24 protein-coding genes are annotated in these 24559 nt (G+C 45.2%); 9 read left to right on the top strand and 15 right to left on the bottom strand.

Annotation, left to right across the window (positions count from 1 at the left end; all coding sequences use genetic code 11):
• Nucleotides 1-36: 36 nt before the first annotated feature.
• The gene (locus AC5ELV_RS22800) at nucleotides 37-783 is read left to right on the top strand and encodes a spermidine synthase (RefSeq protein ID WP_493432004.1); all 747 of its coding nucleotides are present in this window, start codon (nucleotides 37-39) and stop codon (nucleotides 781-783) included.
• Here the strand turns inward: AC5ELV_RS22800 and AC5ELV_RS22795 are convergent.
• The 3 genes from AC5ELV_RS22795 to AC5ELV_RS22785 form a co-directional block, all read right to left on the bottom strand.
• Nucleotides 780-2519 carry a proline--tRNA ligase gene (locus tag AC5ELV_RS22795; RefSeq protein WP_493432003.1) on the bottom strand — a complete coding sequence of 580 codons (1740 nt, stop codon included), beginning with the start codon at nucleotides 2517-2519 and terminating at the stop codon, nucleotides 780-782. The genes AC5ELV_RS22800 and AC5ELV_RS22795 overlap by 4 nt on opposite strands.
• A 536-nt stretch (nucleotides 2520-3055) precedes the next feature.
• A complete protein-coding gene (locus AC5ELV_RS22790) occupies nucleotides 3056-4099 on the bottom strand; it encodes a carbohydrate kinase family protein (protein WP_493432002.1) in 1044 nt (347 codons plus the stop codon).
• A gap of 353 nt (nucleotides 4100-4452) precedes the next feature.
• Nucleotides 4453-5742 carry a glycoside hydrolase family 27 protein gene (locus AC5ELV_RS22785; protein ID WP_493432001.1) on the bottom strand — a complete coding sequence of 430 codons (1290 nt, stop codon included), beginning with the start codon at nucleotides 5740-5742 and terminating at the stop codon, nucleotides 4453-4455.
• A gap of 210 nt (nucleotides 5743-5952) precedes the next feature.
• Here AC5ELV_RS22785 and trhO point away from each other — a divergent pair, with 210 nt between their 5' ends.
• On the top strand, nucleotides 5953-6846 hold the full coding sequence (gene trhO, locus AC5ELV_RS22780; RefSeq protein WP_493432000.1) for an oxygen-dependent tRNA uridine(34) hydroxylase TrhO: 894 nt from the start codon (nucleotides 5953-5955) through the stop codon (nucleotides 6844-6846).
• 209 nt (nucleotides 6847-7055) lie between these two features.
• Nucleotides 7056-7982, top strand: coding sequence for an AEC family transporter (locus tag AC5ELV_RS22775; protein ID WP_493431999.1), 927 nt, complete (start codon nucleotides 7056-7058; stop codon nucleotides 7980-7982).
• A 16-nt stretch (nucleotides 7983-7998) separates the two neighbouring features.
• Here the strand turns inward: AC5ELV_RS22775 and AC5ELV_RS22770 are convergent, their stop codons facing one another.
• Both AC5ELV_RS22770 and AC5ELV_RS22765 read right to left on the bottom strand, forming a co-directional pair.
• Entirely contained in the window at nucleotides 7999-8778 is a 780-nt protein-coding gene (locus tag AC5ELV_RS22770; protein ID WP_493431998.1) for an ABC transporter ATP-binding protein, read from the bottom strand.
• A gap of 195 nt (nucleotides 8779-8973) precedes the next feature.
• Entirely contained in the window at nucleotides 8974-9522 is a 549-nt protein-coding gene (locus AC5ELV_RS22765; protein WP_493431997.1) for a CGNR zinc finger domain-containing protein, read from the bottom strand.
• 137 nt (nucleotides 9523-9659) lie between these two features.
• Between AC5ELV_RS22765 and AC5ELV_RS22760 the strand changes: the two genes are divergently transcribed.
• The gene (locus AC5ELV_RS22760) at nucleotides 9660-10142 is read left to right on the top strand and encodes a DinB family protein (protein ID WP_493431996.1); all 483 of its coding nucleotides are present in this window, start codon (nucleotides 9660-9662) and stop codon (nucleotides 10140-10142) included.
• A gap of 80 nt (nucleotides 10143-10222) precedes the next feature.
• On the opposite strand, the gene AC5ELV_RS22755 is transcribed toward AC5ELV_RS22760, so the two are convergent.
• Nucleotides 10223-11086: a YheC/YheD family protein gene (locus tag AC5ELV_RS22755; protein WP_493431995.1), complete on the bottom strand. Its 864-nt coding sequence runs from the start codon at nucleotides 11084-11086 to the stop codon at nucleotides 10223-10225.
• 208 nt (nucleotides 11087-11294) lie between these two features.
• On the opposite strand from AC5ELV_RS22755, the gene AC5ELV_RS22750 reads away from it, so the two are divergent.
• Together AC5ELV_RS22750 and AC5ELV_RS22745 are read left to right on the top strand one after the other, a co-directional pair.
• A complete protein-coding gene (locus tag AC5ELV_RS22750; protein ID WP_493431994.1) occupies nucleotides 11295-12131 on the top strand; it encodes a DUF6492 family protein in 837 nt (278 codons plus the stop codon).
• A 62-nt stretch (nucleotides 12132-12193) separates the two neighbouring features.
• Nucleotides 12194-13537 (top strand): sugar phosphate nucleotidyltransferase, encoded by a 1344-nt coding sequence (locus tag AC5ELV_RS22745; RefSeq protein ID WP_493431993.1) that lies wholly within the window; start codon nucleotides 12194-12196, stop codon nucleotides 13535-13537.
• A 225-nt stretch (nucleotides 13538-13762) separates the two neighbouring features.
• On the opposite strand, the gene AC5ELV_RS22740 is transcribed toward AC5ELV_RS22745, so the two are convergent.
• Together AC5ELV_RS22740 and AC5ELV_RS22735 are read right to left on the bottom strand one after the other, a co-directional pair.
• The gene (locus AC5ELV_RS22740; protein ID WP_493431992.1) at nucleotides 13763-14506 is read right to left on the bottom strand and encodes a succinylglutamate desuccinylase/aspartoacylase family protein; all 744 of its coding nucleotides are present in this window, start codon (nucleotides 14504-14506) and stop codon (nucleotides 13763-13765) included.
• 5 nt (nucleotides 14507-14511) lie between these two features.
• Complete coding sequence (locus AC5ELV_RS22735) at nucleotides 14512-15546, bottom strand: glycosyltransferase family 4 protein (protein WP_493431991.1); 1035 nt, start codon at nucleotides 15544-15546, stop codon at nucleotides 14512-14514.
• A 352-nt stretch (nucleotides 15547-15898) separates the two neighbouring features.
• On the opposite strand from AC5ELV_RS22735, the gene AC5ELV_RS22730 reads away from it, so the two are divergent.
• Nucleotides 15899-16372 (top strand): C40 family peptidase, encoded by a 474-nt coding sequence (locus AC5ELV_RS22730; RefSeq protein ID WP_493431990.1) that lies wholly within the window; start codon nucleotides 15899-15901, stop codon nucleotides 16370-16372.
• 81 nt (nucleotides 16373-16453) lie between these two features.
• Here the strand turns inward: AC5ELV_RS22730 and AC5ELV_RS22725 are convergent, their stop codons facing one another.
• Together AC5ELV_RS22725 and AC5ELV_RS22720 are read right to left on the bottom strand one after the other, a co-directional pair.
• Nucleotides 16454-17830 (bottom strand): sensor histidine kinase, encoded by a 1377-nt coding sequence (locus AC5ELV_RS22725; protein WP_493431989.1) that lies wholly within the window; start codon nucleotides 17828-17830, stop codon nucleotides 16454-16456.
• Nucleotides 17830-18540: a response regulator transcription factor gene (locus tag AC5ELV_RS22720; RefSeq protein WP_493431988.1), complete on the bottom strand. Its 711-nt coding sequence runs from the start codon at nucleotides 18538-18540 to the stop codon at nucleotides 17830-17832. The genes AC5ELV_RS22725 and AC5ELV_RS22720 overlap by 1 nt, the downstream gene beginning before the upstream one ends.
• Nucleotides 18541-18687: 147 nt before the next feature.
• Between AC5ELV_RS22720 and AC5ELV_RS22715 the strand changes: the two genes are divergently transcribed.
• A complete protein-coding gene (locus AC5ELV_RS22715) occupies nucleotides 18688-19338 on the top strand; it encodes an undecaprenyl-diphosphatase (protein ID WP_493431987.1) in 651 nt (216 codons plus the stop codon).
• A gap of 41 nt (nucleotides 19339-19379) precedes the next feature.
• On the opposite strand, the gene AC5ELV_RS22710 is transcribed toward AC5ELV_RS22715, so the two are convergent.
• From AC5ELV_RS22710 to AC5ELV_RS22695, 4 genes are all read right to left on the bottom strand, one after another.
• Entirely contained in the window at nucleotides 19380-20054 is a 675-nt protein-coding gene (locus tag AC5ELV_RS22710) for a phosphatase PAP2 family protein (protein ID WP_493431986.1), read from the bottom strand.
• A gap of 67 nt (nucleotides 20055-20121) precedes the next feature.
• Complete coding sequence (locus tag AC5ELV_RS22705) at nucleotides 20122-20361, bottom strand: hypothetical protein (RefSeq protein ID WP_493431985.1); 240 nt, start codon at nucleotides 20359-20361, stop codon at nucleotides 20122-20124.
• A 218-nt stretch (nucleotides 20362-20579) separates the two neighbouring features.
• Nucleotides 20580-21416, bottom strand: coding sequence for a membrane protein insertase YidC (gene yidC, locus AC5ELV_RS22700; protein WP_493431984.1), 837 nt, complete (start codon nucleotides 21414-21416; stop codon nucleotides 20580-20582).
• Nucleotides 21382-21711 carry a hypothetical protein gene (locus AC5ELV_RS22695; RefSeq protein WP_223830783.1) on the bottom strand — a complete coding sequence of 110 codons (330 nt, stop codon included), beginning with the start codon at nucleotides 21709-21711 and terminating at the stop codon, nucleotides 21382-21384. The genes yidC and AC5ELV_RS22695 overlap by 35 nt, the downstream gene beginning before the upstream one ends.
• A gap of 222 nt (nucleotides 21712-21933) precedes the next feature.
• Between AC5ELV_RS22695 and AC5ELV_RS22690 the strand changes: the two genes are divergently transcribed.
• Nucleotides 21934-23289: an outer membrane protein assembly factor BamB family protein gene (locus AC5ELV_RS22690; RefSeq protein ID WP_493431983.1), complete on the top strand. Its 1356-nt coding sequence runs from the start codon at nucleotides 21934-21936 to the stop codon at nucleotides 23287-23289.
• Nucleotides 23290-23332: 43 nt separating this feature from the next.
• Here AC5ELV_RS22690 and nadA read toward each other — a convergent pair whose 3' ends face one another.
• The gene (nadA, locus tag AC5ELV_RS22685) at nucleotides 23333-24439 is read right to left on the bottom strand and encodes a quinolinate synthase NadA (RefSeq protein WP_493431982.1); all 1107 of its coding nucleotides are present in this window, start codon (nucleotides 24437-24439) and stop codon (nucleotides 23333-23335) included.
• Nucleotides 24440-24559: the final 120 nt, after the last annotated feature.

Genomic DNA, 24559 nt, shown 5'->3' with positions numbered 1-24559 from the left:
ATGAGGAGGAAGTCTGACTTGAAGGAGATCATTTAATTGGATGTCTTGTACAAGAAGTTGAGCCATAATCATGAAATCACAGTATACGAAACCACCGAGCTGTATGGTGAAAAGGGATTATTTCGGGTGATGCAGTTTTCAAATACAGCCGTCCAAGGCGCGGTGGACTTGAATCATCCGCAACGTATTTTGTTCGAATATCCGAGAGCAATCATCCATCTCATGGAGCTGAACGATCCATCATTTGAAGATGTATTTGTTATTGGGCACGGTATAGGTACAATAGCGGGTCATTTTACAGATAAACGCTTTAAGATTGCCGAGCTGGATGCACAAGTCGTAGAGTTCAGCCGAACATTCTTTGGATACGATCAGGATAATGTAACTGTTGGCGATGGACGACGCATTCTGGAGAAGGAAGCGCTGGATGCTTATGACTATATTATTTTGGACGCCTTCACAGAGCAGGGTACACCCTTCCATTTAGTATCCTGGGAATTTTTCAAGATGGCCAAAGAAAAGCTGGATTCCGAAGGCTCCCTCATAATGAATTTAATGGGGAAAAGTGAACACGACCATCTGATCAATGCCATTCACACAACGTTGCGTGAAGAATTCGCCTATGTCACAACTTTCTCGCTCCCCTCGGAAGGCGTTGCCGACATTCAAAATATCATTATGATTGGTCGGGACAAGCCAATTCGGTTTCAGGCACGTCAGATGGCGGATTTTCATGAGATTACACTTGGAGAAGGTCATATTCTACGGGATACAGATGCTTAGTGTAGTTCCAATATTCGTCTCTCTACATCTTCGATATGAATCGTCTCTTTGTTGCAGTTTTTTCGTTCCACTAACTCTACTTTCCCGTGTTCGGCATCTTTACCAACGACGATGCGCACGGGAATACCTACTAAATCGGAGTCTTTGAATTTAACCCCAGGCCGTTCCTCCCGATCATCCAGCAGCACCTCCAAACCGCGATCCTGCAGCTGGTTGTAAAATTTCTCGGCTATTTGCATCTGAAGCCTGTCTTTCACAGAAATCGGAATAATATGAACTTGAAACGGGGCCAGCGCATAAGGCCATATCATTCCGTTCTGATCGTGATTTTGCTCTACAATGGCAGAAAGAATCCGGGATACGCCAATGCCATAGCAGCCCATAATCATCGCTTGCTCAATTCCAAACGCATCCAGAAAGGTCGCACCCAGCTTCTCACTATATTTGGTGCCTAGTTTAAATACGTGTCCGATCTCAATCCCACGATGAAGTTTCAATTCCCCTTCGTCACATCGAGGACATCTATCCCCTTCTATGACATTCCGCAAGTCAGCCACATGCCGAAGATCTATATCGCGCCTTGGATTCACATGTCGATAATGATAATCCATCTCGTTCGCGCCCGCGATACCGCTGGACATTTGGACAACAGCGTAGTCTACCCACACAGGGATTGTCAATCCGCATGGGCCTATGAACCCCGAAGGGGTTCCAGTCGCCTTTGACACGGTGTCTGTACTTGCTATTTCGAATTTTTCACTACCTAAAATATGTTTAACTTTCACTTCGTTGACCTCATGATCACCCCTTACAACTACAGCAACAGGTTGATCGTCAGCCATATAAATCAGTGTTTTGATGATTTCTTCAGGTTCTATGTGAAGCGATTCAACCAGTTGATCTATTGTTCGCAGGCCTGGAGTATGGAATTTTTCCATTTTAGCTGTATCGAAAGAAGGATGGATGACATGTTCATTTTCATCTGAGACTGGAGCTATTTCTATTTTCCCCGTCGACCGCGCCACGGCTTTTTCAAGATTAGCTGCATATTCACAGCAGGTACATGCTACAATTGTGTCCTCTCCAATATCAGCTAGAGCCATAAATTCATGGGTTTCACCTTCGCCACCAATGGCACCCGCATCTGCTTCTACAGCACGAAAATTCAGACCACAGCGGGTGAAAATGCGATGATATGCCTGGAACATGGTCCAATAGGTATGATCTAGTCCTTCCCAATGTGCATCAAACGAATAGGCATCCTTCATCAAAAATTCTCTGCTGCGAAGCAGGCCAAATCGAGGACGTCGTTCATCCCGAAATTTGGTTTGAATTTGATACAGCGTTACAGGCAATTTGCGATAAGAATTCACTTCACTTCGTATTAAAGACGTAATGACCTCTTCATGTGTAGGCCCCAAAGCAAACTCCCGATCATGCCGATCTTGCAAACGCATCAACTCAGGACCGTAAACATCGTATCTCCCTGATTCTTGCCACAGCTCCGTTGGCTGCAATACAGGCATCAGCAGTTCCCCAGCCCCTACACGATCCATTTCATCCCGTACAATTTGCTCTACTTTTCTGAGCACCCGTCTGCCCAGTGGCATGTAGGTGTACATTCCAGCCGCCAGTTGGCGGATAAATCCTCCCCGCAGCATAAGCTGATGACTGATCACTTCGGCCTCTGCGGGTGCTTCACGCAAGGTTGTCAGTAATAATTGGCTTTGGCGCATGTGTAGCTACCTCCTTGTATGGACGATAAAATGTACGCAAAAAGACACATCCGTCAGGGACGAATGTGTCGTGGTACCACCCTTAATTTGACCGTAACCATACACGGAACGGTCCTTCATCAGATAACGGCGTCTAGCCGGTAACGGTTCATCTTACAAACCGCTACAGCTCGCAAGGCAGGGAAACGTTCATTCGCGACGAGAAACCTTTCAGCCCATGAGTTTCTTCTCTGTACAGCGGGTATTGAACCTTTGATCCTTGGTCTACACTATTCCTATATATTACAATTTTCATCACTTTACACGAAATGTAATTTCTAGTCAAGGAGATAATCGTCTATCGTCATCCTGTCCCGCATGGCTACCAAAGAACCTCCCTTTAAAAGCAAATAAAGGAGGAACAGTGGCAGAAAAACAATTACGTATTCACACTGTCCATCAGACAACATGCTCCTTTTACAAATTCAATAATTGAGGCCATTACGTACGTGAAGCTCCAAATACGCGCTGTTGTAGGTTAGAGTTCTCTTGATTACTTATGTATCTTTCTTTTTAAAATACACACCCTTGAAAAACACAAAATTTTGCGAATGTGTGCCATACAGCTCCTGAAACCTAGAATGGAGTTTATTCATAGAAAGAGTCTCTGAGACTGTCCGATCCGTTTGCAGAGTCAAGTCGACACAGCTAATTCCGAATTGGCACACTTGCTCCATAGGATAACCTTGGGTAATCCCATAAATCATCCCAGCAATAAAAGCATCATCTGCGCCTGTGACATCAATGACCTCTTGAATGGGATGAATGGGAATTTGACCATGAGTTCCATCCTGAGAGGCGAACAAAACACGATCAGCACCGCAGATAAATATGACATTTTGAACCCCAAGTTTGTGAAAAATTCGGGCGGCATCCAAAATATGCTGATCATCTGTAAGTTCTAGCCCCAAATAGGCTTCAGCCTCCACCGGTTTACATACCAGCCATTCCACCCCATGCAAATTTCGGGGAAGCTTTCTCATCTTGGAGGCTGATACCGAAGCAACGACAATCGGAACCCGATGCTCATGGCAGACATGTATGGTGGCTGCAATTACGTTCATAGAGAAATTAGTGTCCAGCAGAACCAGTCGGGACGAGGCGATTAAAGGAGTATTTTCAAAAATTACTGAAGGACGAATCTGATCATAAATCTCCATTTCTGCTGTTGCTACAATCAGTTCACCACGCTCGTCCAGCAAGGCAGTATAAACCCCAGTTGACGGTTCACCTTTGACTTGCAGAGGAACCACGTACATGTAACGATTGGACTGTTCGATTATAAATTCACCTTCCGCATCGTCCCCGACTGCGGTCAGCAGGCTGACCCGCTGGCTCAATCTCCCCAAATTTTCAGCTACATTCCGTGCTACCCCACCACAAGATTGCAGCCTTGTGCTGCTAGGGTTGGAGGTATGAAGCTGAAATGTACCTTTAATCATGATTTTACGATCCAGATTGGCCCCCCCGATACATAGTATTGGTTTGCTAGAGGGCCAAGGCTCGTCCTTTTCATTTTGGTGGATTTTTTTTAATTTCATCATTTTACTCCTTTCTCGAGTCTATTCGCTAGAATGATTTAAATTTGTACAGAAATAGGCACTCTATAAAATTAACATGTTCCAAATGTCATATTCCCAAGAAAAATGTCGAATTCATTAAAATATCATAAAGTTACACATGCAAAAAAATCACCCTATCGTAAAGGTACTTTCCACTTTTACGATAAGGTGATCGGGTTGGAACTGCACATTGTACTTCCTTACATTATGTTATTCAGGATTTTGTAAAATTCGATTCCAGTCGCTCCGAAGTGCAAGATATAGACAAACTAGACCATTTCGATCTATATCTTGTTCATTGGAAGTCGCTTATGGGATTTTTGCAAAATACTCTATTTCAAAATAAATAGAGCTGCTCCGTGAGGAGGTAAATCTGTGGACAGTTCTTGTGCTAAAATACCTAAATCTACATAGTTCCATAAATCTCTGGCATTTGCCTGCCCTTCAATACCAAGGTCTTTTAAGGATACACGCACCTTTGAGGCTTCATCTCCAGTATTAAACAAAGCTGCATATACATGACCTTCCTCGTTATGTGAAGTCCAAACGATATGTTCATCCTTTCTGTATACCTGACGCGCATTCAAACCGTTGCGATGAGCATTTAGCACTTCTTCATTAGTTAGCAAGGAAAGTGTCCATGCATCATTATCCCGCAGTTCGCCTCCGAACATCAGTGGAGACCGGAAAATGCTCCACAAGGTCATCATCGTCAGCTGCTCATCCTTCGTAAAGCGTGTCCATCGGTCATGGCTCCCGGAATCTACCGAATCTACCGAACGAATACCCAGATGACCCAGTGGCAGCATGTCGCAATCCGGCCAGTGACCTGGACCTACATGTTGTGCCCATTTCTCGCAGCGCTCAAACATCCCATACAGTAAAGGCCATACATCCCAGAAGTCATCAGTCATACGCCACATATTCGCGTTTGCGATTAAATCAGATGCATGCTCCAGCGGCGCAGGACCAGGTGATAGACTCAACACCATCGGACGTCCGCATTGGGCGATAGCCCGCCTAATCAATTCAATTTCCGCCAAATGAATACCATAGAGACGTGATGCAGCAATATCATCTACTTTGACAAAATCCACACCCCATTCCGCATACAAATCAAACAACGAATTATAGTACTCTTGTGCGCCTTCCTTGGATGCATCTACCCCATACATATCTGTGTTCCAAGGACAAATAGAGTTGGGATGCGCAATTTGTCTCGCCGTAGCTGTGGTTCCCAAAATCGGGGTATCCTGATGCACCGCCTGGCGGGAGATGCCTCTCATAATATGTATACCAAATTTCAATCCCAGACTGTGTACATATTCCGCAAGAGCTTGGAAGCCTCGTCCATCTACTGCCGAAGGAAACCGATTCACCGCTGGAATAAGACGTGAAAATGAATCCATTTCCAATGGGACAAATGGGCGATACTGTGAGGATACGGCTCCTGACTCATACCACTGAATATCCACCACGACATATTCCCAACCATATTCCTTCAGGTGCTCCGCCATATATTGAGCATTTCCCCGTACTTCCTCTTCCCGTACTGCTGCACCGTAGCAATCCCAGCTATTCCACCCCATAGGTGGTGTATGCGCTGTCAAATGATGTTTCATTTCATTCATCCTTTCATCTAGTAGAACTCATCCTGCTCCCAAAAGTCCCCTCATCACTACGCTACTATTATAATGTAAACCCTTACTTTTGTCGCTCGTCATCTGTTGCATTTCCACTTTTTATACATTTAAGTTGACTAACTTAAAGAATGTGGTACATTTAAAATTGCTTGTTAAAAAACTTTGACTTGAATCAGAGGGTGATTTTACGTGTGTGAACATACTTATCGAATTTTGTTGTTTTACAAATATGTCAACATTGAAGATCCTGCCACTTTTACGGCAGAGCATCTGGCTTACTGCAAGGAGCTGGGCGTCAAGGGAAGAATCTTGATTGCTGCGGAAGGAATCAACGGAACACTGTCTGGTACAGTAGAGCAAACGGAGCAGTATATGCGTGATTTGCGCGCCAACCCGAAATTCCACGATATCGTTATTAAAATAGATGAGTCTGACGGTCATGCGTTCAAGAAAATATTTGTACGCCATCGTCAGGAGCTTGTTACGCTGCGTCATGAAGATGAGCTGGACCCTAATGTAATTAGCGGTAAGCGTCTGTCACCAAAGGAGTTTTATGAACAGCTTCAAGATGAAGATGTAGTTGTTCTGGATGGACGTAATGACTATGAATATGACATCGGTCATTTCCGCGGGGCTATTCGTCCCGAAGTCGAATCGTTCCGTGAATTTCCACAATGGATTCGCGACAATATGACTCAGTTCAAGGACAAGAAAATCCTGACGTACTGCACCGGAGGCATCCGTTGCGAAAAGTTGTCCGGTCTTCTGATCAAAGAGGGGTTTAACGATGTAGGCCAGCTGGATGGCGGCATTGTGACTTACAGTAAGGACCCGGAAGTACAAGGACGTTTGTTTGACGGTAAATGCTACGTATTTGACGAACGAATCTCGATTCCAATCAATCATACGGATGAGGATGTCATTGTCGGCAAATGCTTCCATTGTGAAACGCCGAGCGATCATTATATTAACTGCCCGGTGTGCAATCTCCAGCATATCGTATGTCCGGATTGCGAAGAACAGCATCAGCACTATTGCTCTGACGATTGCCGAACCAAAGCGGAAACTGTGGCTACTGCATAAATCGGTAGTATCATTGGTTCATTATAACAAAAGGGATGCCCTACTAGCCGTTCATCATGGCTGTGGGCATCCCTTTTGTTGTTTTCACAATAAGTGTCGAAGGCTTCATAGTATATACCTATGACCTTGATTGTATTTTCATCTTGGACGGGCTCGAAAGTAGCGTCTTATAATGGAAAATGTCATTACAGAAAGGATGGGTGGAATTCATGATTCAAATCGTACTTTCAACTCTATTATCCGTTATCGTTCCGCTGTCCATTCCGGTGATTGCCGGATTTCTACTCGGCAAATTCATGAAGCTGGAAACGAAACCGCTCTCGACTTTGTATTTATATTTTTTAAGCCCCGCAATGATTCTGGACACGTTACTCAAAGCACAGCTTTCCTGGCATGATGTGGCGCAGACTGCCGCTTTTTCAATACTGAACCTGCTGCTGTTGTGGGGAATTGCACAATTAGCGGGGAAAATCTTTAGACTGAGCACTCCGGAAACGGCTGGACTTACCTTAATCTCCACGCTGACCAATAGTGCAAATTATGGCCTGCCGCTCATTTTACTTGCCTTTGGGCAGCTTGGTCTGGATAAAGCTTCTGTATATGTCGTCATCCAGATAATTATGGTCAATACCATTGGCGTTTACTTTGCAGCCCGCTCTGAGTTTTCTGTTCAAAGTGCTGTTAAATCGGTGTTTTCACTTCCTGCGATCTATGCAGCTCTACTCGCCATGGGACTGCGGCTTCTGGACTGGCATCTTCCCTCAGGGATTCAGTCAGGCGTCTCGATGATTGCTGCCGCCTATTCTCCGGTCGTGCTGGCGATCCTGGGTACCCAGATGGCTTATGTTAAAATATTTAAGCTAGAGTCGTCTATTAAAAAAGCCAGCTACACCGGACTAACAATCCGACTTCTGCTTTCCCCGCTTGCGGCTTGTCTTGCTATGCTGATACTGGGGATTTCAGGCCTTTTGTTCTCCGTTCTCTTCATTCTAGCCTCGATGCCGGTTGCTGTGAATGCTGTCATTTTAGCGGAAAAATTTAACGCATCGCCAAAACTGGTTTCCACCTGCATCCTGTGGAGCACGCTTGCCTCATTCCTGATTTTGCCTATTCTGATTATGTTGGTAGCAGGTTAGCGAGAAAAAAGACTCTCTACACCATAGAGAGCCATGCGCGATTCTGTCTCCATTCTACTTGCACAGGCGTTTCAAAAAAAGCACTAAGCGTTTCACTGCTTAGAATATCAGTCGTTTTACCTTTGGCAAATACCGTGCCCCGGCGGATTAGAATCGTATGCGTGTACATCGGTAGAATTTCTTCGATATGATGTGTAACATACAGTAAATTCGGCGAAGCCTGCGACTCCGATAACTGACGAATGCTATCCAGCAATGCTTCCCGGGAGAAAAAGTCCAAACCATTACACGCCTCGTCCAAAATCAGTAGCTTGGGCGAGGCCATTAATGCGCGGGCGATAAGCACTTTTTGCTTTTCTCCCTGTGAGCAACCCTGATACAACCGATCCACGAGATGAGCACACCCCAATTGCGTCATAAGCTGAACGGCCTGTTCATAATCTATATCCGTCGTCTGATCATAAAGTCCAATGGAGGCAAATTTGCCGCTAATGACAACATCCTGCGTACGCTGACTCCCATTAATTCTTTCCTGTAAAGAGGAACTGACCCAACCGATAGATTTGCGCAGTTCCCTCAAATCCACCTCTCCAAAGGCATGGCCCAATACACTGACACTACCTGTGGTTGGCCATATGTAACCGTTAATCATATTGAGCATCGTTGTTTTACCTGACCCATTCAAGCCGAGTACAGCCCAGTGCTCTCCCTCAGCTACCTGCCAATTGATTTGGTCCAGTATGGTGCGGTTATCTCTCTTCCAGCTTACATTATTAAGTTCAATGACAGAATTCATAGCTGTACATCCTTTCTATTCGTCGTATCATCAGATGTTTATACGCATAGTAAAGATCATCGTTAGTACATCTAGCTTCTCTTTCATGTAAGCATAGCACAGGGTCACAGGTTGTTCAATTTTAAATAACCCACTCCATTGTTCATATAGGAGTGGGCTCAACATGTACTGCTCATATAAATTTTCTCGTTTCATCTACTTTTTCTTACGCTCGCGAAAACGGCGTACCTTCATCAAATTACCGCACATCTTATCGTCGCAGAACCGCTTTGACCGATTTCGGGTATCATCGTAAAATACCCATCGGCAATCGATATTATCGCAAATACGAATTCTGGAGCCGCCGCTATTGACAAGTGCCTGGGCAAAGTCGGCTACAACCTCTGCCAGCACCTTTTTCCAACCATTTGCCACGGGTTCCAGCACAATGCTGAAATGCTCATCCTGTTGCTTTAATAAGCGAGTGACCGGCCCCCCTTCCATCATCTTTCGGTTAATCGTATCCACCAGATCAGTTGTCATTTGTCCGCCAGAAGTCAGGTGCTCAGCGAAGCTACGTAATTCCCGCCGGAGAATTTGCATTTCTTCGATATCTTCCGCACTGGCTGGGACCGAAGCGGTAAATTGCCACCGCATAAGAAATTCATTTTGCCATTCGGTCTTCAACAAACGATCTTCTGAACGTCCGCTCCCCCTCCAATCGTGCCATTCGCTATTTACAAAATCAGTCCAAAGTGTATTCAAAAGAGTTCCTCCACAGTCTGTAACCACTAAAATCATTTTAACTGGTTGCAAATCTTGATTTGTCATGCTACATTGTTAATTGTAACGATTTATCCTATGTTTAGCTAGTTACATCCCTACAAAAGGAGTTGGGTTAGGTGAGCCGAGATCGAGTAAATATGCTGGTATTGCAAAGAGAAAATTCTTGGGATAAGGAAGAATGGATTGTTCCTCTTGCCGCAGCACTTCACGGTGTGAATACACAGGATGCCACTTGGACACCACCAGGTGGAGGAAACACGATTTGGCAAACGGTTCGTCACATTAACTATTACAATGAGCGTATTTTGAGACGTTTAACTGACCGACCTATAAGTTCAACTGGAATAAGCAACGATGAGACATTCGGTCCGCCAGGGGATGCTGAAGACCATGAAGGATGGCACGAGACGCTGAAAGAAGCGGAAGCTCTTGTAAACCAACTGCTTGTCGCCATTACTGCTCTGAATGATGCTGATCTGGATAAGCCTCTCGGCTCCGACACTCTCGGTGCTGAATTATCGCGGTGGACGCTGCACGATGCATATCATAGCGGACAAATCGTACTTATACGCAAACAATTGGGGACTTGGCGAGTTTAAAAATGTAATCCTAAAGGATGAATTATGAAAAATTCATCCTTTTTTCTGTATTAGCTGCTGGCAATGAAGCAATCCACTAGTCAAGATATTTTTTCTTTTTTTGAATCTTTAATTACATTTTTATTTTTATCTTTACTCTTGTCTTTATTCTTATCTTTATTTGTATCTTTGCTTGGGACGGAGACTTTCCTTTTTTCATTAGCCAGTCGCCAATAGCTTAACACTTTACGGTACATGGACTTATCTGTTAATTGGTTAAAAATATATGGGTCCGGCTTCGTATTCACCTCAATAATCCACGGGATAAAGCGATGATCCAGTCCAATGTCCACACCAATTTGCCGGAATTTCGGATATGTTTTTTGCAGTTGTTTGGCGATGGTAAGACCCAGTTCATTTAGCTTCTTGACCAGCTCCGCCTGTTTGCTTTGCGATAAATGGGATTTTAGTAACTGCTCCAAGGCCATCGGCTTACCACCACTATGATAATTGGTCACGATTTTGCGGGGATGACCAAGACGTCCAATAATTCCGGTAGACTCCCATGTCCCTTTTTCATTACGTTGCACCATGACCCGAATATCAAAATAACGCATTTGATGGCGTAGTAAATGGATTCCCTTTTGAATGAGATAACTTTTCTTCCCCGTATGTTTCGATAGGCTGATATATAGTGCATCCAAATGTTTGAATTCCTGACGCGTTTCCTCATATTGATAGGCGAAACGCTGGCCGGCCTCCTGCTCTACTCTCATTACACCTTTGCCAAAGGTACCTCGCTCGGGTTTTACATAGACCATACCGTACTTCTCAAGCATTGATTTCAAATTTGCTTTGTTATATTTGCGAGTTTCAGGTACATAAGGCTTGATGCTGCCATGCTGGAGCAACAATTGGGTTTTATGCCATTTGCTGCGCAACGCCTGCGCTTGTGAAGAATTCACTTGCCCCTCTCCTCTCTACTCTCAGGTAGAACGCTCCTGTTAAAAAAGATCAATCTATCGTATGCGCTAACTCCCCATTCGAAGCTTCATTAGCCCTGTCCTGCATAGAAATGGACGTTTGGCCTTGCCCGGTCGAAAACGCCTGTCCAAGCATACGATATTGGGAGACGCTGGGAGCGTATATTTGCACATATAGGGAGTGAATAACATGTCAGCGCAATCGGATGGGCCACGGAAGGGTTCCCTTACAATCGATGTTCTGATTCCCGCAATTGATAAAGATATTGCCACACTACCACTGGTGATTGACAGTCTGCGCCGTCACGTGCAGCACCGAATTGGAACTATTTATATCGTTTCACCACAAAGCACCGGGATTCGCCGTCTGTGCGCAAACAAGAAATGTACATTTATTGACGAAAAAACGGTGCTGCCCATCACCAAAAAACATATTCATTACGGGACAACGCGCTGGAACCGCTCAGGCTGGCTGTATCAACAATTGCTCAAAATGAATGGCGACAAAATCAGTAAAGCCTCTTTTTTTCTCGTCATTGACGCGGATACGATTTTGGTTCGTCCACATACGTTCCGTAAAGACGGAAAAACGATTTTTTACTATCGTAGCTGGAGTCAGCCTGAGTATTTTCGCACCTATCACAAGCTGATGGGCGTTAAAGCTCCCTCACCAAAGTCCTTTGTTACTCACTATATGCTTTTTGAAAAAGCGCGGCTTACCCAGCTCAAGCAAGTTATCGAGGCACGACATGGAAAACCTTGGTACAACGCCATTATCCACAGTATAGACCGGACAAAACAGTTTGGGTTTTCTGAATATGAAACGTATGCCAACTATCTATACAGCAATCAACCCTCTCGGATGATTTTGCGCAAGTCAATGAATAAAGCGCTTCATAGTCGGGCTTCTTCCCTGTCGCAAAAACAATTGGATGTCTTGGCCAAGAGCTATCGCTCCTTATCTTTTCATCAACGTAAGGTGTACCAGCTTGCTCCAAAAACAAAGATTGAATCATCGCTAAAATAGTTTTTAAAATCCTGCAAAATGATGCAGTCCAAAATGGATCTGCATTGAAGGAGGAAACGTCCGTGCGCATCGTATTGTTATGCGGTGGTGCCGGAAAACGGCTATGGCCACTATCCAACGAAATCCGGTCGAAGCTGTTTCTCCGGTTGTTGTCCGCTCCTGACGGGCGAAAGGAATCTATGCTCGGCCGGGTGTACCGTCAGCTTACCTTAGCCGGGCTGGATTCCTCTGCCCTGCTTCTGGCTCATCGGAGTCAGGTAAATCTAGCCTTTCGCCATACAGAAGGTCGTCTGCCCGTTCTGGGCGAGCCTGCCAAACGGGGAACCTTCACCGCTGCTGCACTGGCAGCTGCTTATTTTCACACCAGACGCACGGGGCTGGATGAAGTTCTCTGCATTGCTCCAGCGGACATGTTTGCAGGGGAGGATTTTTTCCATAGCATAGCAGCGCTCTCCGATTTATTGCTTGAGAGCGGAGCCGATCTGGCTATGCTTGGGACAAGGCCCACTCATCCCTCCGACCAATACGGCTATGTCGTACCGGGTCTGCAAATGATACGGGAAGGGAAAACTTCCTATGCGCAAGTTGCTCGCTTCACAGAAAAGCCGGATCTCGCCGGAGCACAACAGCTTATTCATCAGGGCGCGCTGTGGAACTGTGGTGTTTACGCTTTTACGTTACGGTATATGCTGTCCTGTATGGAGCGAAGTGATTTGCCGCTGAACGATAAAGCATTATGCGCGATGTATGATAGCCTCCCGGTTCGCAGTTTCGACGAAGAGATTGCAGAGCGTGCCGAACATGCCATCGTCCTGCCCTACGATGGCGAATGGCAGGACATCGGCAACTGGCAGACCCTAACAGAGCAGCTAAGCAGCCAAGTGATCGGGCGTGGACAGATCAGTGGGCAGACTCATGGTACGCATATCGTCAATGAGCTGCCCTATCCACTTCATGTCATTGGCGTGGAAGATATTATTGCTGCTGCGAGTCCCGATGGCATTCTCATTGCGTCCAAGAGCCATGCCCACGTAATCAAGGAGCAGCTAGGTAAACTTCAACTTCACCCCATGCATGGTGAAACCTCTTGGGGCAGTTACCGGGTGCTGGACGAATTTGATCATCGGAGTCTGCACGATATACTGGCCATACGGCTGACGGTACTGCCAGATCACCGCTTGAATGGCCGTATTCACGGCAGTGGACTTAAAGTATGGACGATTGTGTCCGGTCGGGGGGAGGTCATGCTGAACGGAGAACGTTTTGCTGCGGCAAGCGGTTCTGTATTTAGCATTCCGGTTGATACGTATCACACGATCCGTGCCGATCTGGATACACCACTGGAGCTGATTGAGGTACGTCTGGGGAACAGCTTGGTGAACGCCTTCTATAAATCCGAGGCCTGACAACACATAGATCAGGATTTTGCAAAATTTGATTCCAGTCGCTCCAAAGTGCAATATATAGACGAACTAGACCATTTCAATCTATATATTGTTCATTGGAAGTCGCTTATTGGATTTTTGCAAAATCCTCAGATATAACATCAGCACGCTACAGATTCTGAACGAAGGTTGCACATAAAAAATCGCTCCTGAGCAAGGTGAAAAATCCTTGCTCCAGAAGCGATTTTATTTTGTGATGCCATATTTTCTTGAGGTAACAGTTCTAACTTTGACAGATAAAAATACCTCGTTGCCTTTGACTATTCCGGCTTCTTTTAAAAAATGCCGGACGATCTCCAACTGATAGTGTATGCGTACTTTCTTGGGCAGGCTCCAACCCGTTTCCACGGTAACCGCGCGTGCACCTAAAATACGGGCTGCAGCGGTGCGGGAGGAACCTGGAAGCTCATGCAGCCTAATGTTGAAATGTCGGTCGCTCACCTGGATGGAGCGATTCATTCGCTTAATAACCCGACGAACTGCAGGAACCACCGGATTGGCCTTGTTGGAGATTAGCGTTTGACCAAGCACCTTGGCATCCTTTTGTGACAATCCGTTGGCCTCATGCAAGTCGAGATACCATTTAGGTTGATGCTTTTGTGTTAATTTGAATAGAGCAGCGGAAAGTGGGTGTGTTGCCAGCTGCTTTTTTTTGCGCGGAAAGGTTCGATTAAGATCAGGTATTCCTCTAATCCGTTTGCGGTAAGCCTCTTGATTTACAATCGGTACAATTATAAGCTTACCCTGGCTAAATTGAAGCTTTTGCTGATTCAAAAGCTTTACCAGTTTCTCAGCAGCTCGTATGCTTGCTATTTCTTTACCATGTATTCCCGCCACCACCATCACACACGGCCCTTTTTGTCCCCCTGTAGCTATATAACAAGAAGTTGCCCAAGAGCCCTTTCCGAGCATATATCGTTTGACCTGCATCCCCTTCACCTCCGTATAGGCTGCCGTTGTCCTCTCTTCTGTTCTCGCCGACGGATGATTTCACGGTATAGTCTTAAGTAGTTACTGGTCATCTGTTTGTTGGTAAATCTTTGAGTCACATACAAACGCAGCTTCGCTGGTGACGGGTAGTTCTTTTGCTGTGCTTTTCGTGCCATTTGGCTAACCGATTTGCAAATCAACTGTGGAAAGCCCGATAGTACCTCGGGGACGGAGCCATTTTTTAATGCCAGCACCGGTGTTCCACAAGCCATGGCCTCAACCATAACGAGTCCGAATGGCTCTTCCCACAATGTCGGAAACAACAGACACTCTGCATGTTTCAGCAACTTCTGTTTCTGATCGCCTCCAACTGCCCCCACATAGCGTATATTCGGATTGCGCTGAATTCGTTTCTGAATCTCTTTACGGAAAAATTCTGGAGCTTTGATAGGACCCGCAATAAACAGTTTTTTTCCTGTTTGTTCTGCAACCTGAATGGCCTGCAATACACCTTTATCTCGTATAATTCTGCCCATAAACAGCAAGTATCCACGCTTCTCACTGCTGAACTCGTATTCATGTGTGTTGATACCATTATAGATATAAAATCCTTTGCCCTTGCCCATCAGCTGACGTGCTCGTTTACTGACGTATACCGGGTTTTTACCGTGTCTCTTCACTGGAAGATGAACGGTGCATACTGATGGACAAGGCAGCTTCCTACGCCCCACAGAAGAACGAAAAGTATGATCATGAATGATATGTGTGTTGGAAGGCATATGTCGGAGGACATATTGGGGGATCTGACTATGCTTCAAACCCTTGGGATAGGTAATCAACCGCGCGCTACTCCTGCTCCCACGGGCGGCAAAAAGAGATACATGATGCCCTCGTCTCACCAATTCCTCAGTTAATTCATGCACGACCTTTTCCGTTCCGCCTTTGTTGGAGGGTACCGGCTGTGCATCGGGATAGTTGGAAATGACCTGAACAATGGTTAGACGCCGTTTTTTGAGTACTTTATTGTGCTTTGAAGCCATACGAATTCCCCTTCCTGACCGGAAATACGGTGTGATCCTTACAATGTCAACGGGAATCAGAACATACTCCCGTACAGGTTATAAATTGTAGTATATAGGTATGTATATTTTGCGTGATTGCTTGTGCCAATCGTCTGCAAGTCGCTTTTTGTCATACGAGCCTATCTATAAGTGGAGTGTAGACAAATTGTCAAGCCAAAATTAGGAGAAAATTCTCATCGTTTTCTAATAAATGAGGACAAAGCGTTGGGGTTACAGGTTTGTAACCATGAGTGGTAAATTCCGGTCATTTTATTTGTGTTATTGTCATTTCAGGACATCAACACAATACGAATAACGGAGGAATTTATATATGAAACGTACTTCTAAAAAATTGTGGATGGGTATTTGCTTTACTATGACTTTGGCATTGAGCGCAGGGAGCTTCGTCGTTGGACCAGCCACCACTCATGCTGCTTCGGCAAGTAAAGCTGATCGGATTATTTCTAAAGGCTCCCAGTATATGGGCGTGCGTTATCAACATGGAGCCCCAGCTGGCAATACAAGCTCTTTTGACTGCTCATCATTCACTCAATATGTATTTGCACAAAATGGCATCAAGCTTCCGCGTTCTTCCAGACAGCAATCAACTGTTGGCACTTTCGTACCACGTAGTCAGCTGAAAAAAGGCGATTTGGTCTTTTTCTATGCACCAATTCATCATGTAGCCATTTACATGGGGAACGGCAAAATTCTGCATACGTATGGTAAAGGCGGCGTAACGGTTACGGATCTAAATTCGGGATGGTGGAGTCGCAATTACACAACAGCACGTCGTGTCCTTTAGCATAAATTTTAGATGATTCCCATCTACCGAATGCTTAACTTACAAGTAACAATAAAAGGGCTGTTCCGCGAGTAGATATTTCTACTGGAGGGACAGCCTTTCCTGTTGTCTTTGGGGTAACGTGACGATGACTACCGTTCCTTCTCCTTCTACGCTCTCCATGCGTATCGTACCCTGATGGGCATCTGTAATTGCCTTGGCAATCGGCAACCCCAGACCGGTCCCTCCGGTTTTACGATGCCTGGAGCTATCTACCCGATAAAATCGTTCAAAGACCCGCTTGATCTCGCCCTCAGGTATTCCGATCCCATAATCCTTAACCTGGATATAGACATCCTTTTCATCTGTAGATAACCCTATTTCGATCTCATCCGAGCTGTATTTTAATGCATTATCCAGCAGGATCACTAGCAACTGCTTCATTTTTGTCAGGTTGGCATCCAGCCAAATTTCTTTCTCTTCGGTTAAAATAGAAATTTGACGATCATGTACAGGCTTAAGATGCGCTACTACCTGTTGACAACAACCGATCATTTCGATCCGTTCATGCGGCTTAGGGTCTTTCTGCTGTGAGGAAGCAAGAGTCAGCAACTGCTGTGTCATCGTACGCATTCGCTGAGTTTCTTCATAGATCGATTCAATGGATTCCTTACGAATGTCCTCGTCACGCGTGCCCCACCGCCGCAGCATGTTGGCATAGCCCTCAATAATCATAAGTGTGGTGTTCAGCTCATGTGAGGCATCTGAAACAAACTGCTGCTGGCTCTGAAAGCTTTCTTCTAATCTCTCCATCATTCGGTTAAAAGTAGCGGTCATTTGGGACAATTCATCTTGATTGTGACTGCCAGCGGGGATTTTTTTGAATTTCAAACTTCTTTCAATTTCTTGCATCGTTTGAATACTACTGGAAATCGGCAGCAATATGGCATTCGCCAAAATCGTGCTCCCTACCAAACTTAGCAACATGGCCCCGACAGTGGATGTGATGAGAATCGTATTTAAAATATCGAGATTGGTTTCGAGTGCATCCCATTTTTCCACGATCTCCAGCGTCCCCTTCTGATTGCCCTCCGGAGAAAGCACGGGAAGATGGATTACCAGAATTTTATGCCCCTGTACATCTATCAATTGAGAGCTTTGAGAAATGTTAAAACGTATATCGCCCAGCTTAAAGCGGGACTGACGACTTACTTCATACAGAAGTCGGGATTGCTGATCAAACACCCTCAGAGTAGTGTCTCCGGAAAGCTCATCTTTCAGTTTGGGACTCCATGCATTCTTCAGAATCATTGTGTATCCGGTTTCGGCAATAATTTCAGTCCACTTATTTTGCAGCACTTCTCTTTCATTTCGCGTAGCGATTTTGACGAACAATAGATGAACCGTGACATCCACAAACAGAAGTATTGACATTACTAAAATAGAACTGAGCAGGGTTATTTTGGTCCGAAGCTTCACTAGTCTTCCTCCCGGATGCAGTACCCAACGCCGCGCACGGTTTTTATCAATTTCTTTTTGTATCCATGATCAATTTTTTTGCGAACATACCGGATATACACATCTACGACATTCGTATCACCTACAAAATCAAATCCCCACACGTCCTGAATCATTTGATCCCGCTGCAATACCTGATTTTTGTGCTCCATCAGATAAAGAAGCAGATCATATTCTTTTGGCGTCAGTTCGATTCGATTGCCCTCCCGCACCACTAACCGTGTCTTGCGTTCCAACACCAAGCTGTCTACTTGGAGCCTAGACGGCGGCTTGTCCTCTTCTTGTAAAGCGGTAGCTGTTAGCTCCATTTGATGCCTCATACTGGCCCGCATCCGCGCTAATAACTCCTCGATCTCAAACGGCTTCGTAATGTAATCATTAGCACCTTCATCCAGACCTGAAACCTTGTCAGGAGTTGTGTTACGTGCAGTGACCATAATTACTGGAGTATGATTGTCTACTTTTCGAATCTGCTTCAGCACCTCGACCCCGTTTATTTCCGGCAGCATTACATCCAAAATGATGATATCCCATGTACGGGCTAGAGCTTTTTCCAATCCTTCTCTGCCCGTCTGTGCGATTTCTACTGCATATCCTTCATGGGATAACTCCAACTGAAGCAATCTGGATATCTTCTCTTCATCATCAATAACCAGCACCGACTTTTCCATCGCAAAACCACCTATTTTCTATAGAAAAAACAAATGAGTAATGGAAATGACATTCATTTTTTATTTGATTTTAAGCTTTTATCCGTGTAGTCGCTCTATAATATAACTTTGTTATTCAATTTTTTGATGTTAAGGAGTAATTTATTCATGTTAATTAATGTAGACTATGCTTTATTTCACTGGATCAATGAACTGGCTAGTTCCCTCGCCTTTTTGAATGGAACCATGCTTTTCTTGGCGCAATATGCACCGTATTTATTCGGAGTGGCTTTGCTGATTTACTGGTTCACTTTTAAAATGCCGCATCGGATGATGGTTTTAGAAGCCGTTATAACGGTTGGTATCGGCTTTATAATTAGTTGGGGCCTTGGACATTTATTTTACAGAGATCGGCCTTTTGTCGGACATTCAGTCATTCAGCTTATTCATCATGATCCTAATGCTTCATTCCCGAGTAACCATGCACTTGGAGCGTTTGCTCTGGCTACCATTTTATGGATTCATCATCAAAAATTTCGTGGTCTCTGGGTTATCTTGGCTGTATTCATCGCAGTATCCCGCGTGTGGACCGGAGTGCATTATCCCTCGGATATTTTGGCAGGTGCGCTTATTGGAGCAGGTTGTGCCGTCGGTATTCATACATTCATTCGAAGCCGGAAGCTTCCTGGCATCTTCATGCAGGCGGCTATTCTATTTTATGAAAAATGGGAGCAGAAGCTGGGGCTCAAGCCTGGTCAACAGGCCAGAACTAAGATGACTGAACACACTTCCTCTATCCAAATGAAAAGCAGACGCTAAAGCGTCTGCTTTTTTGTAAGCTTCATCATTTATGCTACCCGTTATGCTTTCGATTTGGAGCGAAGTGGCAGCATTCGTCGTTCTTCGTACCGCTGATAAAACCAAATACAAGCTGCCATCCAGCAGCCACTCATAAAGTAGCCACCCACAACGTCGCTCGGATAATGTACACCCAAATAAATGCGGCTCGTCCCGATTGCTATAATCAGTAGGCTACTGAGTACAATAAGAAGGATACGCCCCAGCCTAGAAGGAACATGCTTCCACACTAAAAATGTCAGCGCCGCGTACATGCTGAAAGCTGTCATGGAATGGCCGCTCGGAAAGCTGTATCCATTCTCTTCAATAATACGGTTAATCTCCGGTCTCGCACGCTGAAAAAGCAATTTTAGTATCGTATTCAGCATTACCGATCCCAATACACCAGCCGCCAAAAAAAGCAGTTCTCTGCGGTGTCCTAATACTCTATAGAGCACGAACATGGCCATTAAAATGATGATCACAACTGGAATTCCGCTGCCGATCATGGTGAAAAATTTCATTACACGGGTCATGACGGGCGAATCCAGTTGTCCAATAACCGAAATAATTTCCTGATCAAAATGCCGAACTTGATGGTCACTCACCCATAATGCGATTAAGCCAAAACCGAATGCACATACTATACATGTGAGCAAAGCCAAGGAAATAGGCAGCTTTGTTGATGTTTGCTTCATTTTCTATAGTTCCTCCATAATTTCATTGCGTGATAAAACAAAGTGCAGCATTAGCTTACAATAGGTCTTACTTTGCCCACTTTTCCCTTATCATTTCATTACCCAATACACCGATCCATATACAATGAATCACAAGGCATCCGTCCGCATGAATGGCTCTCCATGCTTGTTCACCCAGCACATACTCAATGAAACCTGCTGGTTTATTATCTTTCCTTAATTGTATGTAAGTCAAACCTCGGGAAAATTCATTTTCTGTCCGATTCAGCTTTTGCATATAGTCAGATGCTTTTTGCGTGCTTCTCATGCAATAGCATTCGTCCTCCCTTATTTGATTTGCATACCGTTCTATGGACGTGGTTGAAGTTTTCATATTGACTACAAAATCGCAAGCGGTATGCAGCGAAAAAAGCTGCATCAAAAAAGGACGCCATTCAAGCCTTATAAACGGCTCGAATGACATCCTTTGATTACACGTGGCATACTACAAACGCAATTCCCAAGTTAAACAAACATCATCTTCAATTAGGTTGTTGGTGTGACTTCTCCAAGTTTAACCTTACTCTCTGCTTCCTCTATTGGATAGCGTCTGCGGAACCACAGCGACTGAAGCAACAAAAAGGTGCCGCTTACTGTCCAATATAATGGCATGGCAGCAGGGGCATTGAAGGAAAAGACCGCCATCATAATCGGTGAAAGATAGCCCATGATCGCAAATTGCTTACGCTGGTCAGGCGTCATCTGAAGCTGAGAAAGCTTGGCCTGTGCCAAGTATACAACTGCGACGACGATTGCCAAAATCCAGTCCGGCTGTCCGAGCCGGAACCATAGGAAGGAGTGAGACGCCAGCTCCGGGGTTAAGCGGATTGCAGTGTACATACCGCTCAAGATCGGGAGCTGAATGAGAATAGGCAGACAACCAATATTAAGCGGATTGAATTGGTGCTCTTTGTAAAGCGACATCATTTCCTGCTGCATACTCTGCTGGCTGGTGGTATCTTTCTTGTTTTCATACTTCTTCTTAATTCGGTCCAAGTCGGGCTGCATGGCGCTCATCTTACGCTTCATCCCCTGCTGGGCACGCGTTTGACGCATCATAAGCGGGAGTAAGGCCAGCCGGACAATGAATGTCAAAGTCATAATCGCCAGCCCAAAGCTTCCACCAAACCATTGCGCCAATTGCTGAATAAGCCAAGAAAGCGGGAACACCACGTAATGATTAAAAAATCCGGGTGTCTGTGCATTTATCTCCGCAGCATTCGCACCACAACCAGACAGCAGCATGACCACCGCCAACGCTACCATTAATCCAAATATCCGTTCTTTTTTACCCCAAAAGGTGAATCCCTTGAATCGTTTCATATGTTCCTCCTCGTTGATTGGCTGTGCCATCGTTCAACGAGGGAGAACAATCGGATGCATCTTCATCCGGCGCTTCCTTACGCCGGATATGTCGGGCCAGCCGGACAGGCATGTCCTGTCCACGGGCAGACATCGGCATCTGTGGAGAAGCATGAGACCTTACGGGCCCGCCTTCGACCCAGCATTCGGGTACATTGCCGTGCAAATGAGCGAGATACGTATAAGTCACTGTGCACAGTAAGCCGATTGTAAATAAATAAGGGAGTAGGTCCTGAAGCTCAAACAAGGGATTCACCTCCTTCGGTTTGTTGCCACAATTATAGCACGAAAACCGGACAAGCGACTAATCTTTAATTAGAGATACAGGTTCGACACAAGCAACTGAATTTAAGTATTTATGCTCAAAACAACCAAAATGCAAATACAACATGAAACTTTTGGTTTTTTTTACAGTCTAATCAAAGGTGACTTTCTGAAATCCTTACTCCCCTATTAACCATTAAAGGAGCCAGCGCGTATGAGAAAAACGATACATAGCACATTGTTTACAGGATTGGCGGTAGCCAGCATTGGGTTGCCCTTGATCAGCGGTGGATTCGCTGAAAAGGCAAGCGCAGAGCCGTCTGCGGTCTCTATGAGTAACGGCGCTTATAGCACCTCAATCCAAGCACCTGTGATCAAACCTTCCTGGTCTTTACCCGTTATCCCAATCGATAGAAACCGATATCCAGACCAGGCGGTAGCAATAGCGGAAAACGGTAAGGTTTTCGCGGTTGACTCGAACCATAGACTGGTTGCCCTTGAGGCCAGTTCGGGTCGGAAATTGTGGCAATATGGTGATCAGCTTACCCCTGTTTTAACGTACAACAAAGGTATCATCTACGGAATGACACGAAGCGGTTCTATTTATGCTGTTACAGAAGCTGGCAAGAAAGTGTGGTCCACTCCGCTGGGATTTACTGAAGCATATGGTATTCAGCACATTGGTCCAACTATATATATTATGCAATCGGTGCAAACGGCTGCCATTGATGCTGTCAGTGGCAAGGTGAAGTGGAAAATCAGTGAGGATAAGAACTCATACAGTGGTTTGGGCGAAATAATGGAAACTGACGGTGTGCTTATCCGCAACTATAACGTACAAGGCAGTCTCACCTTTGAACAGATCAATGCCTATGACGCTAAAACCGGCAAAAAGCTTTGGGACAGCTTTAGAACTTCCTTTCCACTGGCGGTTAAAGACGGAATCGTATACTCTGTAGCCAACACGTTTATGATTGATGATGACCCGGTAAACCATAAAGTTTCGATCGCACAGTACGACCTCAAGACAGGTAAATCCAAAGGAGATCGTCAGTACCGATGGACTGAGGCTGAAAACAAAGATGGCACTTTCTACTCTGGAGGCATATACGGTTCTGCTTTTTTGTACGGTAAAGACCTTTATGTCTTTCAGGGAAAGATACTAGCTTCCTATGACTTCTGGAACTACAAGCCAGACAGCAAACCTACACGCAAGTGGGCGCAAAATGGCTATGATCAACTTGTTCCTTTATTTTCTATTCATGAAGGTCGCATGTTCTATCAAGATTTTAATACAAGTGGATTAACTGCCATGAAACTGGCTTCTGGGCAATTCATTCATTACGGCGGAGATAATCCGATCGTTCAAGCTGACGTATTTGGCAAAGGAGTCTATGTCGGGCAATCTGATGGCGTATTTCATGGTTATGATTTGATGACCTTGAAGCCCGTGTTTACTGTCAACACAGGCTCACGTTCCTTTGGTCCAACGCTCAAATCCGGCGGAATGATATTTATTCAAAGCGGAAACCGTCTACATGCTGTTAAGCTCCCTGCTTCTTTAAAATAAGACCAAAGATTTCAAGCAGCATTCTCGCTGGAACAGCAAAAGGTTAACGGATAGCAAGCATACGATTCAATGCTAGTACAGCATCCTGTCTGATCTGAGCATCCACACGAATCACACCCACTGGCTCACCCCGATCAAACTGCTCCATTGCCCACAGCAAATGGGGAAGATCGATCCGGTTCATGGTCAGGCAGGGACACATATCGGGATTGAGCGATTCAATCAGCTGTTCAGGGTACTGCTGCTTGATTCGTTGCACGAGATTCATTTCTGTGCCAACAGCCCATTGGGTTCCCGGCTCTGCCGCGCGAATGGTATCAATGATGAATTTTGTGGAGCCCGCGCAATCTGCGAGCTGTACGACCTCATAAGAGCATTCGGGGTGAACGATGACCCGGATGTTCTTATCACGCTCGCGGACATTGCGAATATGATCTACTGTAAACTTTTCATGAACAGAGCAATGTCCTTTCCATAAAATAATTTTTACAGTTGCCGGGTCCTGTTCAGTCTCAAGCTGATCGGTCATTGGATTCCACACGGCCATTTCATTTAACGGAATTCCAAGATCGTAAGCTGTATTGCGACCTAAATGCTGATCCGGCAAAAACAAAATACGTTCCTTTTGCTTCAGCGCCCACTCCAGCACTTGCTTTGCATTCGAAGAAGTCACGGTAGCCCCACCATGCCGTCCTACAAAGGCTTTGATCTCTGCTGTGGAATTTACATACGTTAACGGAATGATCGTATCTCCTACCAACTCCTGTAAATGCTTCCACGCTCGTTCTGTCTGCTCCACATTCGCCATATCTGCCATCGAGCAACCTGCACGCATATCCGGCAGGACAACAGTCTGTCGATCAGTAGTCAGCATATCCGCTGTCTCCGCCATAAAATGAACCCCGCAAAATACAATAAACTCCGCTTCCTGATTTTGTGCAGCCATTTGAGCAAGCTGTAGAGAATCTCCTGTTATATCAGCAAACTGAATAACCTCGTCCTTCTGATAGTGATGACCCGGTATGAGCAGCTTGGGTCCCCATTTTTGTTTCAGCTCGGCCACTCGCTGCTCCATGTCAGCAACCGTCAGTGTCTTATAATGCTCTGGCATAAGCCCTCGATTTCCTTGTAAAACGTCAAGCATAGACATTAGAATCCCTCCATATCGATGCGGTTGATCGTTCACGCTCTCACGAACAGATAACCGCTTTGTGTACATATATGTTTACAAGTGTCTTGACACTTATATTTACACATGCCTACAATAATC

The sequence above is a fragment of the Paenibacillus sp. NMA1017 genome, from assembly GCF_058895805.1.
Note: the sequence above shows the minus strand (reverse complement) of the source record. Positions and strands in the feature narration are given on the sequence as shown.

Coding starts and splice junctions, on each gene's coding strand:
- AC5ELV_RS22690 (WP_493431983.1), top strand. CDS start 21,934: ATGAGAAAAACGATACATAGCACATTGTTTACAGGATTGGCGGTAGCC.
- AC5ELV_RS22705 (WP_493431985.1), bottom strand. CDS start 20,361: ATGAGAAGCACGCAAAAAGCATCTGACTATATGCAAAAGCTGAATCGG.
- AC5ELV_RS22770 (WP_493431998.1), bottom strand. CDS start 8,778: ATGAATTCTGTCATTGAACTTAATAATGTAAGCTGGAAGAGAGATAAC.
- yidC (WP_493431984.1), bottom strand. CDS start 21,416: ATGAAACGATTCAAGGGATTCACCTTTTGGGGTAAAAAAGAACGGATA.
- AC5ELV_RS22785 (WP_493432001.1), bottom strand. CDS start 5,742: ATGAAACATCATTTGACAGCGCATACACCACCTATGGGGTGGAATAGC.
- AC5ELV_RS22750 (WP_493431994.1), top strand. CDS start 11,295: ATGTCAGCGCAATCGGATGGGCCACGGAAGGGTTCCCTTACAATCGAT.
- AC5ELV_RS22735 (WP_493431991.1), bottom strand. CDS start 15,546: ATGGCTTCAAAGCACAATAAAGTACTCAAAAAACGGCGTCTAACCATT.
- AC5ELV_RS22775 (WP_493431999.1), top strand. CDS start 7,056: ATGATTCAAATCGTACTTTCAACTCTATTATCCGTTATCGTTCCGCTG.
- nadA (WP_493431982.1), bottom strand. CDS start 24,439: ATGTCTATGCTTGACGTTTTACAAGGAAATCGAGGGCTTATGCCAGAG.
- AC5ELV_RS22790 (WP_493432002.1), bottom strand. CDS start 4,099: ATGAAATTAAAAAAAATCCACCAAAATGAAAAGGACGAGCCTTGGCCC.
- AC5ELV_RS22720 (WP_493431988.1), bottom strand. CDS start 18,540: ATGGAAAAGTCGGTGCTGGTTATTGATGATGAAGAGAAGATATCCAGA.
- AC5ELV_RS22710 (WP_493431986.1), bottom strand. CDS start 20,054: ATGAAGCAAACATCAACAAAGCTGCCTATTTCCTTGGCTTTGCTCACA.
- AC5ELV_RS22795 (WP_493432003.1), bottom strand. CDS start 2,519: ATGCGCCAAAGCCAATTATTACTGACAACCTTGCGTGAAGCACCCGCA.
- AC5ELV_RS22740 (WP_493431992.1), bottom strand. CDS start 14,506: ATGCAGGTCAAACGATATATGCTCGGAAAGGGCTCTTGGGCAACTTCT.
- AC5ELV_RS22730 (WP_493431990.1), top strand. CDS start 15,899: ATGAAACGTACTTCTAAAAAATTGTGGATGGGTATTTGCTTTACTATG.
- AC5ELV_RS22715 (WP_493431987.1), top strand. CDS start 18,688: ATGTTAATTAATGTAGACTATGCTTTATTTCACTGGATCAATGAACTG.